This window comes from Streptomyces sp. NPDC091289 (genome assembly GCF_044757365.1).
Lineage (GTDB): Bacteria > Actinomycetota > Actinomycetes > Streptomycetales > Streptomycetaceae > Streptomyces.
The window spans coordinates 155,869-167,938 of sequence record NZ_JBIVUT010000010.1 but is presented as its reverse complement, the minus strand read 5'-3'; the positions used below and the strand labels follow the sequence as shown (position 1 = coordinate 167,938).

General features: G+C 72.2%; 11 protein-coding genes. 5 read left to right on the top strand and 6 right to left on the bottom strand.

Annotation, left to right across the window (positions count from 1 at the left end; all coding sequences use genetic code 11):
- Positions 1–27 precede the first annotated feature (27 nt).
- A complete protein-coding gene (gene cdgB / locus ACIQPT_RS15515) occupies positions 28–1,683 on the bottom strand; it encodes a diguanylate cyclase CdgB (protein ID WP_401156201.1) in 1,656 nt (551 codons plus the stop codon).
- A 396-nt stretch (positions 1,684–2,079) separates the two neighbouring features.
- Here cdgB and ACIQPT_RS15510 point away from each other — a divergent pair, with 396 nt between their 5' ends.
- Positions 2,080–2,586 carry a flavin reductase family protein gene (locus ACIQPT_RS15510; protein ID WP_401156199.1) on the top strand — a complete coding sequence of 169 codons (507 nt, stop codon included), beginning with the start codon at positions 2,080–2,082 and terminating at the stop codon, positions 2,584–2,586.
- A gap of 125 nt (positions 2,587–2,711) precedes the next feature.
- Here ACIQPT_RS15510 and arfB read toward each other — a convergent pair whose 3' ends face one another.
- The gene (gene arfB, locus ACIQPT_RS15505; RefSeq protein ID WP_401156197.1) at positions 2,712–3,146 is read right to left on the bottom strand and encodes an alternative ribosome rescue aminoacyl-tRNA hydrolase ArfB; all 435 of its coding nucleotides are present in this window, start codon (positions 3,144–3,146) and stop codon (positions 2,712–2,714) included.
- Positions 3,147–3,360: 214 nt separating this feature from the next.
- Between arfB and ACIQPT_RS15500 the strand changes: the two genes are divergently transcribed.
- Both ACIQPT_RS15500 and ACIQPT_RS15495 read left to right on the top strand, forming a co-directional pair.
- Positions 3,361–3,936, top strand: coding sequence for a TerD family protein (locus ACIQPT_RS15500; RefSeq protein ID WP_401156196.1), 576 nt, complete (start codon positions 3,361–3,363; stop codon positions 3,934–3,936).
- 272 nt (positions 3,937–4,208) lie between these two features.
- Positions 4,209–5,831: a M4 family metallopeptidase gene (locus ACIQPT_RS15495; RefSeq protein WP_401156195.1), complete on the top strand. Its 1,623-nt coding sequence runs from the start codon at positions 4,209–4,211 to the stop codon at positions 5,829–5,831.
- A 37-nt stretch (positions 5,832–5,868) separates the two neighbouring features.
- Here the strand turns inward: ACIQPT_RS15495 and ACIQPT_RS15490 are convergent, their stop codons facing one another.
- From ACIQPT_RS15490 to ACIQPT_RS15475, 4 genes are all read right to left on the bottom strand, one after another.
- Positions 5,869–7,278, bottom strand: a complete 1,410-nt coding sequence (locus ACIQPT_RS15490; protein WP_401156194.1) for a M1 family metallopeptidase — start codon at positions 7,276–7,278, stop codon at positions 5,869–5,871.
- A 108-nt stretch (positions 7,279–7,386) separates the two neighbouring features.
- Positions 7,387–8,595: a YncE family protein gene (locus tag ACIQPT_RS15485; RefSeq protein WP_401156352.1), complete on the bottom strand. Its 1,209-nt coding sequence runs from the start codon at positions 8,593–8,595 to the stop codon at positions 7,387–7,389.
- A gap of 50 nt (positions 8,596–8,645) precedes the next feature.
- Positions 8,646–9,242 (bottom strand): ankyrin repeat domain-containing protein, encoded by a 597-nt coding sequence (locus ACIQPT_RS15480; RefSeq protein WP_401156192.1) that lies wholly within the window; start codon positions 9,240–9,242, stop codon positions 8,646–8,648.
- 34 nt (positions 9,243–9,276) lie between these two features.
- On the bottom strand, positions 9,277–9,834 hold the full coding sequence (locus ACIQPT_RS15475) for a heme-binding protein (RefSeq protein ID WP_401156190.1): 558 nt from the start codon (positions 9,832–9,834) through the stop codon (positions 9,277–9,279).
- A gap of 266 nt (positions 9,835–10,100) precedes the next feature.
- On the opposite strand from ACIQPT_RS15475, the gene ACIQPT_RS15470 reads away from it, so the two are divergent.
- Together ACIQPT_RS15470 and ACIQPT_RS15465 are read left to right on the top strand one after the other, a co-directional pair.
- Positions 10,101–11,393: a sensor histidine kinase gene (locus ACIQPT_RS15470; protein WP_401156189.1), complete on the top strand. Its 1,293-nt coding sequence runs from the start codon at positions 10,101–10,103 to the stop codon at positions 11,391–11,393.
- Positions 11,390–12,046: a response regulator gene (locus tag ACIQPT_RS15465; RefSeq protein ID WP_401156188.1), complete on the top strand. Its 657-nt coding sequence runs from the start codon at positions 11,390–11,392 to the stop codon at positions 12,044–12,046. Before ACIQPT_RS15470 ends, ACIQPT_RS15465 begins: the two co-directional genes overlap by 4 nt.
- The last annotated feature ends 24 nt before the right edge of the window (positions 12,047–12,070 follow it).

The window sequence follows — 12,070 nt, the reverse complement described above, 5'->3', positions numbered from 1 at the left end:
GGGTAGGGGAGAAACGAGCCGTGAACGTCATCCGGCCCTGCGGTGAACCTTCGACCGGGACCGCTTCTCCACGTACATCCGCTGGTCGGCGGAGCGCAGGACCTCTTCCACGGTCATTCCGCACTCGGCCCAGCCGATGCCGAAACTCGCCCCGACCCGGACCGCGCGACCGTCGACCCTTATGGGCGGAATGATGGCATTTCGCAGACGAACGGCCAGGTCAGCGGCGTCCGCCGCCCCGAGGCCGTCGGCGAGGACGACGAATTCGTCACCCCCGAGCCGGGCGACGGTGTCGCCGTCGCGCACACAGGTGCTCAGCCGCCGGGCGACCTCGATGAGCACGGCGTCGCCGGTGTGGTGTCCGAAGCGGTCGTTGATGGACTTGAAGCCGTCGAGGTCGCAGAAGAGGACCGCGAGCCCCTTCGTCCCGTCGTCGTGCGCCGGGTCCGGGGCCGCCGTGTGCACATGGTGGTCGAAGGGCCCGCCGCCGGGGATCGCCTCGCCCTCGTAGCCGTCGGCCTGGTAGCCGTGGGTCAGGGACGACTCGACGTCCCCGTACGCCGCGTCCAGCGCCTCGATCGCGGTCGCGGCCGGGGAGTGCGGCCGCTCGCAGATCCGGGCGCTGAGCCGCGACTTCAGCTCGGCGCTGTTGGGCAGCCCGGTCAGCGCGTCGTGCGAGGCGCGGTGGGCGAGGTTCAGCTCGTGCCGCTTGCGCTCCTCTATGTCCTCGACATGCGTGAGCAGGAAGCGCGGTCCGTCGGCGGTGTCGGCGACGACGGAGTTGCGCAGCGAGACCCACAGATAGGTGCCGTCGCGGCGGCTGAGGCGCAGCTCGGCCCGGCCGCCCTCGGCGGAGGTGCGCAGCAGGGTGCCGATGTCCTCGGGGTGGACCAGGTCGGCGAAGGAGTAGCGGCGGAGCACGGAGACGGGGCGGCCGAGCAGCCGGCACAGGGCGTCGTTGGTGCGCAGCAGCCTGCCCTGCTGGTCGCCGCCCATCTCGGCGATGGCCATGCCGCTGGGCGCGTACTCGAAGGCCTGCCGGAAGGACTCCTCGCTGGCCCGCAGCGCCTGCTGCTCCCGCTCCAGGCGGACCAGGGCGCGCTGCATATTGGCCCGCAGGCGGGCGTTGCTGATCGCGATGGCGGCCTGGGAGGCGTACATCTGGAGCGCTTCGCGCCCCCACGCGCCGGGGCGGCGTCCGTTGCGCGGCCGGTCGACGGATATGACCCCGAGAAGATCGCGGCCGCCCGCCGAGGCGTACATCGGGGCGTAGAGCCGGTCCAACGGGTGCCACTCGTCCTCGAACCGGGGTTCGGGCCCCTCGGTGTGCCACTGGGGTACGTCGTCGTCGAGGAGGACCCAGCCCTCGGTGTGGGGGATGAACCGCAGCTGGTCCCAGGCCTCGCCCATGGAGAGCCGGCGCTCCCAGGAGTCGCGGGAGCCGACGCGGCCGGTGATCAGCGCCTCGGCGGCGGCGTTGCCCGCGAAGGCCGCGATGACGAGGTCGCCGTCCGGCCGGACCAGGTTGACGCAGCCCAGCTCGTAACCGAGGCCCTCGACGATCCCGTCGGCCACGGTCTGCAGCGTGTCCGCCAGACTCCGCGCCGTATTGAGATCAGCGACAGCCTGATGCAGCTGCCGCATGGTCGCAAGGCGGACGTACGGTTCCGACTCGGCCTCCATCGCTCGCACTCCCCGAGACCTCGACAGCAACTCCAGGTTTCATATCGACGTACTTGTTGCAGTGTCACGGCCACTGAATCACAGTGAGCTGTGCACCCGGTACACAGGGTCAGCAGAAAATGGACTCTGTGACTCAAGTCACAACAGATGATCATGATACGCCGGTGACCCACGGCGACGGCAGTCGTTCGGCGGTCACCGGGAGGGACCGGTTCCTGTTGTGTGCGCCCGCGCACGCCGCCCTGGCCGGAATCCTGGGCACCTGGGCCCGGGGTCCTAGGACCGGCCTGGTCCCCTGGCCCGATGCGACCGGCCCGCCCCCGCGGTTAGCGTCGGGGTGTGCTCCAGACGAAGCCTCCCACCCCGCGCCCCGAGCCCATCCCCCATGCTGAGGGGGTGAGCAACGACGAGTTCCGTGCCGCACTCGCGCGGCTGGCCGCCGGGGTGGTGCTGGTCACCGCCCAGGAACCGCCCCTCGACGAGGACGGCCGGGGCGAGGACGTGGGCATGACGGCGACCGCCTTCATGTCCGTGTCCCTGGAACCGCCCCTGGTGACGGTCAGCCTGCGCAACGGCTCCCGGATGGACGACCTGCTGGACGAGCAGCCGCTGTGGGCGGTCTCCGTCCTGGCCGCGAGCCAGCGGCACATCGCGGGCCGGTTCGCCATGAAGGGCCGGATCAGCGACCGGCTGCTGTTCGAGGACGTCCCGTACGTACGGGGCGAGGTGACGCACGCGCCGCTGATCGGCGGGGCGCTGGCGACGCTGGAGTGCCGCACCGAGCAGCGCGTGGTGGCCGGGGACCACACCCTGGTGATCGGGCGGGTGCTGACGGCGGACCTGCCGAGCGCGGAGGGCGATCCGCTGACGTACTTCAAGGGGCGCTACCGCCAGTTGGGCTGACGGCCGTTCCGTTTCCGCGGGCGGACGCCTGCCGGCCGGACCGGCGCGCGGTCGGCCGGGCCGACGCCTGCCGGCCGGACCTACGGCGCGCGGCCGACCAGGCCTACGGCGCGCGGCCCTCGGTGTCACCAGTCGCGGCCCGAGCGCCCGCGCTTGGTGTCGCCGCGCTGCTTCTTCTCGCGCAGCCTGCGCTCGTTGATCCCGCGCGGGATCTTCCGCTTGATCCGGGGCTTGGGCGGCGGCGCGGTGGCCTCGGCCAGGAGGGCGGCGAGCCGCACGGCGGCCGTCTCGCGGTTGCGCCACTGGGAGCGGTGCTCGGAGGCCCGTACGGCGACCACCCCGCCCACCATCCTGCCCGCGAGCCGCTCCAGCGCCCGCGCCTTCCACACCTCGGGGAGCGCGTCGGTCGCCGCCAGGTCGAAGCGCAGCTCCACCTGGGAGTCACTGGTGTTGACGTGCTGTCCTCCGGGCCCGGAGGACCGCGAGAAACGCCACATGAGCTCGGCCTCCGGGAGGGAGACCGAGCCGCGGATGACATAGGGCCCGGACATGACACCCATGGTCCCTTCCCCGCGCCCCGTTCGTCACCTTCTTTTGCACCCGGTGTCCGATGTCTCGTCAGGCATGTCTCGTCAGGCATGTCTCGTCAGGACGAAGTTCGGCAAAGAAAGTAAAGCGACCAGGAACCTCATGGTCTGCTACTTGCGTTATGACGGGTGACGGTAGCTTTCGTGATGGCACGAAGCCCGCACACGACGAGGAAAGGGACTTCCCATGGCAGTAAGCCTGTCCAAGGGCGGCAACGTCTCGCTCACCAAGGAGGCACCGGGCCTTACCGCCGTCACGGTCGGCCTCGGCTGGGACGTCCGCACCACCACCGGCACCGACTTCGACCTCGACGCCTCGGCGATCGCGGTCAACCCGACGGGCAAGGTCGTCTCGGACGGACACTTCGTCTTCTTCAACAACAAGGCGACGCCGGACCAGACCATCGTGCACACCGGTGACAACGTCACGGGTGAGGGCGAGGGCGACGACGAGCAGATCAACGTCAACCTGGCGGGCCTGCCGGCCGACGTGGACAAGATCGTCTTCCCGGTCTCCATCTACGACGCCGAGACCCGCAGCCAGAACTTCGGCCAGGTCCGCAACGCGTACATCCGCATCCTCAACCAGGCCGGCGGCACCGAGATCGCCCGCTACGACCTGAGCGAGGACGCCGCCACCGAGACCGCCATGGTCTTCGGCGAGCTCTACCGCAACGGCGCCGAGTGGAAGTTCCGCGCGGTCGGCCAGGGGTACGCCTCCGGCCTGAGCGGCATCGCCAGCGACTTCGGCGTCAACCTCTGACCCGAGCGCACCTCTGCTTCACCCTGCTTCACGGGAGCCCCCGACCGCCTTCGCGGCCGGGGGCTCCCGTGCGTGTGAGGGCACGTCATCTCACGCACTCCGTACGGCGAAAAGCCGCCACTTCGCCGAATACCGGACAGCGCGGCACCCCATTCGTACAAGAACTGGTCAAAAAAATGTGAGGCAATTGTCGGCACACCGTCAACTTCGCTCATTTGGTGGCACGCTCTCCGCTCGTAGTCCCCCCACAGGACGACCAACGGAGAACACACATGAACCTCCACACCACCCCCCACAACTCCCGCGCCACCGGCCGCACCCGCACCACCCGACGACTCGCAGCACTCGCGGCGGTCGCCGCGATGGTCGTCGCCGGTGTCCAGGCCGGATCCGCCGTCGCCACGCCCGGCGACGACGACGCCCGTACCACCGCGAAGACGCCCTCCACGGCCGCCGCGCTCGGTGTGAACCCCGCGGCGCAGCGCGCCACGGCCATCAAGTCGGCCCAGGCGGACGCCTCTTCGGCGGCGAAGGCCCTGAAGCTCGGCGGCCAGGAGAAGCTGATCGTCCGCGACGTCATCAAGGACGCCTCGGGCACGGTCCACACCCGCTACGAGCGCACCTACGACGGCCTGCCCGTCCTCGGCGGCGACCTCGTCACCCACACCGCCGCCGACGGCGCGCTGAAGAGCGTGGACAAGGCGACGAAGGCGAAGATAGCCGTGGCGTCGACGACGCCGAAGCTGAAGGCCGCGGCGAGCGCCCGCAAGGTGATCTACGCGGGCAACGGATCGCCCGTCCTCGCCTGGGAGACCGTCAAGACCGGTGTGCAGAACGACGGCACGCCCAGCCGCGTCCACACCATCACCGACGCCACGACCGGCGAGAAGCTGCACAGCTACGAGGCGATCGAGACCGGCACCGGCAACAGCCAGTACAGCGGCGAGGTCGAGCTCACCACCACGAAGACCGACGCGGGCTTCGAGCTCACCGACGGCGAGCGCGGCGGGCACAAGACGTACGACCTGAACCAGGGCTCCTCCGGCACCGGCGAACTCGTCACGGACGACGACGACGCCTGGGGCGACGGCACCGGCGAGGACCGGCAGACCGCCGCCGTCGACGCCCACTACGGCGCGGCCAAGACCTGGGACTTCTACAAGTCGGAGCTCGGTCGCGACGGCATCGCGGGCGACGGCAAGGCCGCCTACTCCCGGGTCCACTACGGCGAGTCCTACGTCAACGCCTTCTGGGACGACAGCTGCTTCTGCATGACGTACGGCGACGGCGAGGGCAACAAGAACGCGCTCACCTCGATCGACGTCGCGGCCCACGAGATGACCCACGGCCTCACCTCCGCCACCGCGAACCTGGACTACGCGGGCGAGTCCGGCGGCCTCAACGAGGCGACCAGCGACATCCTCGGCGCCTCGGTGGAGTTCTTCGCCGACAACGCCTCGGACGCCGGCGACTACCTCATCGGCGAGAAGATCGACATCAACGGCGACGGCACCCCGCTGCGCTACATGGACCAGCCGAGCAAGGACGGCAGCTCGGCGGACTACTGGGACGAGAACCTCGGCAACATCGACGTCCACTACTCCTCCGGTGTCGCCAACCACTTCTTCTACCTGCTCGCCGAGGGCAGCGGAAAGAAGACGATCAACGGCGTCGACTACGACTCCCCGACCTCCGACGGCTCGACGCTGACGGGCATCGGCCGGGAGAAGGCGTACCAGATCTGGTACAAGGCGCTCTCCGTCTACATGACCTCGACCACCGACTACGCGGGCGCGCGCGTCGCGACCGAGAAGGCGGCGACCGACCTGTTCGGCGCGGACAGCGAGGAGCTGAAGGCGGTCTCGGCCACCTGGACCGGGGTCAACGTCAAGTAACGCGTTGCACAACGGAGTACGGGAACACGGAAGCCGGTCAGCCCTTCAGGGGTGGCCGGCTTCCGCCGTACAGCCAGGCGTCCCACAGCCTGCCGAGATCCTGCCCGGTCTCCTCCTCCACGTACGCGATGAAGTCGTCGGTGGAGGCGTTGCCGTGCCGGTACTTCTTCGTCCACCCCCTGACCAGGGCGAAGAACTCCGCGTCGTCGTCCACGGCGAGCCGGATGCGGTGCACGACCATCGCCCCGCGCCCGTAGACCGGCGGGTCGGAGAGGTCGAGGGCGGCGGGCGGATCGGCGGGCGGGAACGCCCAGTTGTCATCGTCCTCGTACGCCTCGTCGAAGCTCTCCTGGACCGGTACGTCGTCGTGGTCGGCGGCCCAGAGCCACTCCGCGTACGTGGCGAATCCCTCGTTCAGCCACATGTCCCGCCAGGTCCTGGGGGTGACGGAGTTCCCGAACCACTGGTGGGCCAACTCGTGGACGAGCAGGGCGGTGTCGGGCGGGCCGGGGAAGACGGGCCGGTTCTGGGTCTCCAGGGCGTAGGTCGAGTCGCCCGTCCGCTCGACGATCGCCCCGGCGGAGGCGAAGGGGTACGGGCCGAACCTGTCGGCCGACCACTTCAGTACGGCCGGGATCCGCGCCAGCACGTCCTCGCTCGCGGCGGCCGACTCCGGGTCCACGGCGGTGAACAGCCGGATGCCCTCGGGTGTGACGGACTCCCGGGTGGTGAACCGCCCGACGGCGACGGTCGCCAGATAGCTCGCCATCGGTTCGGCGGTCACCCAGCGGTAGGCGGTGCGGCCGTTGACCGTACGCCGGGAGACCAGCTCCCCGTTGGAGACGGCCGTCAGCGGTTCGGGAACGGTGATCCGGATGTCGTACGCGGCCTTGTCGCTCGGATGGTGGTTGCCGGGGAACCAGGCCATGGACCCGGTCGGCTCGCCGAGGGCCACCGCCCCGTCCGCCGTCCGCAGCCAGCCCTCCCGCTCGCCGTCCGCGTCGGTGATGGCCTGCGGGGAGCCGGCGTAGCGCACGACGGTGGTGAACGTGCGCCCCTTGCGCAGCCGGTCCTCCACCGCCGCGCCCGGACGGATCGTCAGCTCCTTGCCCGCCCGGTTCACGGCGGCCGGACGCCCCTCGACGGTGGCGCTCTCCACGTCGAGCCCCGCGAGGTCCAGGTGGAAGGCGCTCAGGTCCTGGGTGGCGCGGGCGGTGATCGTGGCCGTGCCGCGCAGATGGCCGGCGGCGGGGTCGACGTCGAGCTCCAGGCCGTAATGGGTGACGTCGTAGCCGCCGTTGCCGAGCCCCGGGAAGTACGGATCGCGCAGCCCGACCGCGCCCGGGGTCCCCTCGACCCCGCCCGCACAGCCCCCGGCCAGGAGGGCGAGGGCGAGCAGCAGAGGGACGTGGGCGGTGCGGCGGCGGGCCGGGCGGGGGCGATTCACCCGGTCGATCCTAGATCTCGGGGCGACGTCCCCCGGGCGATGTCCCCCAGGGCGATCCCCCCGACGGAAGGAGCCGCCCGCCTCGGGGGAAGAACGGGCGGCTCCAGCTCAGAGGACGGCGATACCGAGAGGTCGGTTGCCGGCCTTCAGCCGGACCGGCTCGCTCTTCGTGTCGTCCAGGTCGACGACCGTGATGCCGTTCCCGTACCCGTCGCGGGTGAAGCCGCCGGTGACGTACGCCGTGGAGCCGTCCTTCGACACCGCCACGTCCTCGTGCGGCCCGTCCAGCGGAACGACCCGTTCCGCGCCGTCGGGGGTGCGGACGGTGAGCGAGGGGTCCTCGTCGTCCGGGCCGATCGGGCCGGTGCCGACCACGAGGAGGGTGCCGTCGGGGGCGAGGGCCGCGCCGTGCTGGTGGGTGTTCGCGGTCATCCGCTCGATCGTCACCTCGCCGGTGCGCGGGTCGAGGACCGCCAGCCGCTCCCCCTCGAAGGGCAGCAGCAGCTTGCCGTCGGAGGGGCGTACGACGGCGTAGTGCGGCTTCAGCCAGGAGCCGAGCCCGCCCTCCGTGCCGTACGGGGCGACCTCCATGCGCCGGGTCTCCAGCGAGCGGGCGTCCACCGCCGTGACATCGAACGAGTCGTGATCGGTGGCGTACACCTCGCGGCCGTCCGGTGACACGTCCACGTCGAAGGGGCGCATGCCGACCGGCGCGGTGCCGGTGACCTCGCGGGTCGCGGTGTCGATGACCTCGACCGCGCCATTGCCGCCGGGCACGTTGACCCCGACGTAGACGTGGTTCCCGTCCGGGGCCAGGGCGATGCCCATGCCGCCGCCCCGGTACTCGCCGGTGGTGACCGGGCCGGACTCCGTCGCGTACGGGACGAGCGCGAGCCGGGTCCGCTTCTGCGTGTCGACGACCGCGACGCCCTCGGCGGTGGCGACCCAGGCCCGCCCGTCCTCGCCGACGACGAGACCGTAGGGCGCGGTGCCGACCTTCACCGAGGCGATGGGGGCCCCGCCCTCCCCGGAACCGTCCCGGCCGGGGTCGACGAAGGTCACGGTGTCGCTGCCGAAGTCGGCGACGAGGAGCGTGCCTTCGGGGGTGCGGCCGGTGGGGGCGCGGGAGGGGTCGGGGGTCGCGACGGTGCCGGTCGCGGCGGACGTGTCGGGGGTGCCCGGGGCCGTCTCCGTGGTGCCGGTCGCGCACCCGGCGAGCAGGGCGGCGGCGAGGAGGCCGAGGGTGGCAAGGGTGAGGCGACGGGCGCGGGGGCGGGGGCGGGGAGTGCCGGTCGTGCGGATGCCGGTCGTGCGGATGCCGGTCGTGCGAGTCCCCGTCACGCCGGTGCCGGTCCCGTCGGTGCCGGTCACGCGGCGTCCCGCAGCAGGGCGGCGAGCTCGGCGAAGCCGCGCCGTTCGGCGTGGGCGAGGGGTGTCACCCCGTCGCCGTCGGGCAGGTCCCGGGTCGCCCCGGCCGCGAGCAGCAGCTCCACGACCTGCTGGTGCGCGAGCCCGCCCTCGCCGAGGATCACCGCCTCCAGCAGGGCGGTCCAGCCGAGCCGGTTGACGTGGTCGACGTCGATGTCGGTGGCCCGCAGCACCTCCCGTACGTACGCGACATGGCCGCGTTCGCTCGCCGGGATGAGGGACACGCCGCCGAACCGGTTGCGCAGGGTCAGGTCCGGGCCGGCCGGCAGCAGCACGTGCAGCATCGCGACGCTGCCGGTGACCCCGGTGGCCAGCCACGGGCTCTCCTCGCGCCGGTCCTGGGCGTCCGGGTCGGCCCCGGCGGCCACGAGCAGCCGGGCCGCCTCGACGTGGTCGCCGTGGACCGCCAGGAGCAGCGGCGTACGCACCTCCTCGTCGCGGACGTCGACCCGGGCGCCGCCCTCGATCGCAGTGCGCACACCTTCGGTGTCGCCGGTGCGTGCGGCGGTGAGCAGGTCGTGATCGAGGGCGTTCATGGGTACTCCGTTCCCGTCGGTCGTGCGGAGGTGGCTACCGGGCGAGGGCGGCGACGCCCGCCTGGGCGAACTTCTCGTCGAGGTCGCCGCTGGGCGCGCCCGCCACGCCGATGCCCGCCACCGGAGCGCCCTTGACCTGCACCGGGGCGCCGCCCGCGAGGAACAGGGTGCCGGGGATGTCCTTCAGGTTCGGGGCCTGCTCCAGACGCCCGGCCAGCTCGGAGGTGGTGGCGTTCCAGGAGACGGCGGTGTACGCCTTCTTCACCGCGGACTCCGGGGACTGCGGGCCCGCGCCGTCGCCGCGCAGGGTGACGATGGTGTTGCCGTTGCGGTCGACGACCGCGACGGAGACCCGCTGGTTCTCCTTCTTCGCCGCGTCCAGCGTGGCCTGCGCGGCCTTGGTGGCGGCGGCGACGGTCAGGTGCGTCGTCTGCTGGAGGTTGCGGTTGCTCGTGTCGGCCTTGACCGCGGCGGCGGGGGCGGCCGCCGGGGCGGAGGCGCTCGCGGACATCGCGCCGAAGGTGCCGGCCCCGAGGGCGGCGACGACGACGGCGCCGGTGACGACACGGGTGCGCAGCGACAGCTTCTTCATGGTGGCTCCTTGGTGATCCGGGGCGGCCCGGTGCGTTCGGGGGGAGCGGCCCGGAGTGGTCCGGGCGTTTCGCTCTGGTATCGATCCTCCCGGCGGATCCGGCCCCGTACGGTCGACGTACCGGCTGGAAGCGGCGCGCGGACCGGCGGACGCCCCCATCAGCCGATCGGTTGATGCGGGGGTGGTCGGACCGGGCCACCATGGAGGGATCCACGCAGGTCAAAAGGGGCAGAGGCAGCGCAGCGACAGGGAACGCGAGGTAAAAGGTGCACCACCGAAGCGGTCCTCGGGACGTGGTGGGCAGCGGGGCCGACGGGGACGGCGGACCGGTCGGCCCCGGCCCCGACCCCGACGCCCGCTGGCTCGCCCTCCTCATGCACGCCGCGTTCTTCCTGCTGCTCGGCGCCTCGCTGACCAGGTTCCTGATGCGGCACCCCGGTGAGGCCCGCACCCCGTGGATCATCGCCCTCTCCATCACCCTGGCGGTGCTGTACCTCCTGGGCCCCGTCCTGGGCTCGCGCCCCACCCCGCGCCGGATCGCCTGGCTCGGCGTACTCGTCCTCGTCTGGATGGTGCTGGTCGTCCTCGCGCCGAGCTTCGCGTGGTGCGCGGTGCCGCTGTTCTACACGGGGCTGCGCATCCTGCCGCCGCGCGCGGCCCTCGCCCTGGTCGCCCTGCTCACCGCGTTCGTGGTGGCCGCGCAACTGCGCCTGGCCACCGGCTTCGACCCGAACCTGGTCCTGGCCCCGCCCGCCGTGGCGGCCGTGGCGACCGCCGTCTTCGTCCATATGCAACGCCAGGCGGTACGCCAACGGGAACTGGCGACGCGTCAGCGCGAGCTGATCGACGACCTGCTCCGCACCCGGCGCGAACTGGCCGCCACCGAGCGGCGTGAGGGGACCCTCGCCGAGCGCCAGCGGCTCTCCATGGAGATCCACGACACCCTGGCGCAGGGCCTGTCCAGCCAGCAGATGCTGCTCCAGGCGGCCGACCGCACCTGGAGCGCCGACCCGGACGCCGCCCGCCGCCATGTCCGTACGGCCACCGGCATCGCGGAACGCAACCTCGCCGAGGCCCGCCGCTTCGTCCACGACCTGGCCCCGGCCGACCTGGCGGAGGGCGGCGGCCTGGAGGCGGCCCTGCACGCGCTGGCGGCCCGCGAGAGCTCCCAGGGGGCGGGCGCGCTCACCGTCCACTGCCATGTGGAGGGCACCCCGCACGCCCCGCTGCCGGACCGGGTGCAGTCCGCCCTGCTGCGCATCGCCCAGGGGGCCCTGGCCAATGTGCGGGAGCACGCCGACGCCACCGCCGCCGGGCTGACCCTGACCCACCTGGACGACCGGGTGGTCCTCGACATCGGCGACAACGGCCGCGGCTTCACGGTGGAGCCCGGCGGCCCCCGCCCGGCGGACGGCGTCCGAGGCCACGGACTCCCCGCGATCCGGGCCCGCGTGCACCAGCTCGGCGGAACGCTGACGATCGAGTCGACGCCGGGCGAGGGCACGGTGCTCTCGGCCGAGGTCCCGCTCGCACTCACCACCCCGGAGGACCCCGCATGACCGACCCCGCCCAGGCCCCTTCCCCGTCCTCCGCCCCCGTACGGATCCTCCTCTGCGACGACCATGTGGTCGTCCGCGCCGGGCTGCTGGCGCTCCTCGGCAGCGAACCGGACATCGAGGTCGTCGGCGAGGCCGGCAGCGGCGAGGAGGCGGTGGTGCTGGCCGCCCGGCTCACCCCGGACGTCGTCCTCATGGACCTCCAGCTCGGCGAGGGCATCGACGGCGTCGAGGCGACCCGCCGCATCGCGGCCGACGGCACGGTCCACGTCCTGGTGCTGACCACGTACGACACCGACGCCGACATCACCCGGGCCATCGAGGCGGGGGCCACCGGTTATCTGCTGAAGGCGGAGCGCCCCGAGGAACTCTTCGCCGCGATCCGGTCCGCCGCCCAGGGCCGCACCACACTCTCGGCCCCCGTCGCCAGCCGGGTCATGGCCCGGATGCGCAGCCCCCGCCCCACTCTCACCGACCGCGAACGCGACATCCTGGCCCAGCTCTCCCAGGGCCTCGGCAACCGCGACATCGCCCGCGCCCTGTTCATCAGCGAGGCCACGGTCAAGACCCATCTGGGCCGGATCTACGACAAGCTCGGCGTCGACACCCGCGCGGGCGCGGTGTCGGTGGCGAAGGAACAGCGCCTGCTGCCGTGAGACGGCCAGGACGTGGGGCCGCCG